The sequence below is a fragment of the Vibrio sp. HI00D65 genome (genome assembly GCF_001635455.1).
Classification (GTDB): domain Bacteria; phylum Pseudomonadota; class Gammaproteobacteria; order Enterobacterales; family Vibrionaceae; genus Vibrio.
Window position 1 is genome coordinate 1 of the sequence record NZ_LWEH01000247.1, and the last position, 220, is coordinate 220.

General features: G+C 44.5%; 1 pseudogene. It reads left to right on the forward strand.

What is annotated here, in order from left to right:
* A pseudogene (locus tag A3712_RS16975) lies at positions 1-220 on the forward strand (phosphatase); the annotation flags it as partial.

The following is a 220-nucleotide window of genomic DNA, read 5'->3' on the forward strand; positions in this document are numbered from 1 at the left end:
AGTGTTGATAAGAACTTAGATTGGGTAATTGCGAGCTTTCATGAGCCTGTATTCCGTCCGTCAGATTCTGCAGCTCATACTGAGGCTCTCTTAAATGTCATCAAAGGTGGTCGCGTCGATGCACTCGGTCATTTGGGTAATCCTAATTTTGATTTCGACTTTGAAGCCGTCATTCAATGTGCGGCAGAGCACAATGTCGCCATCGAGATAAATAACACGA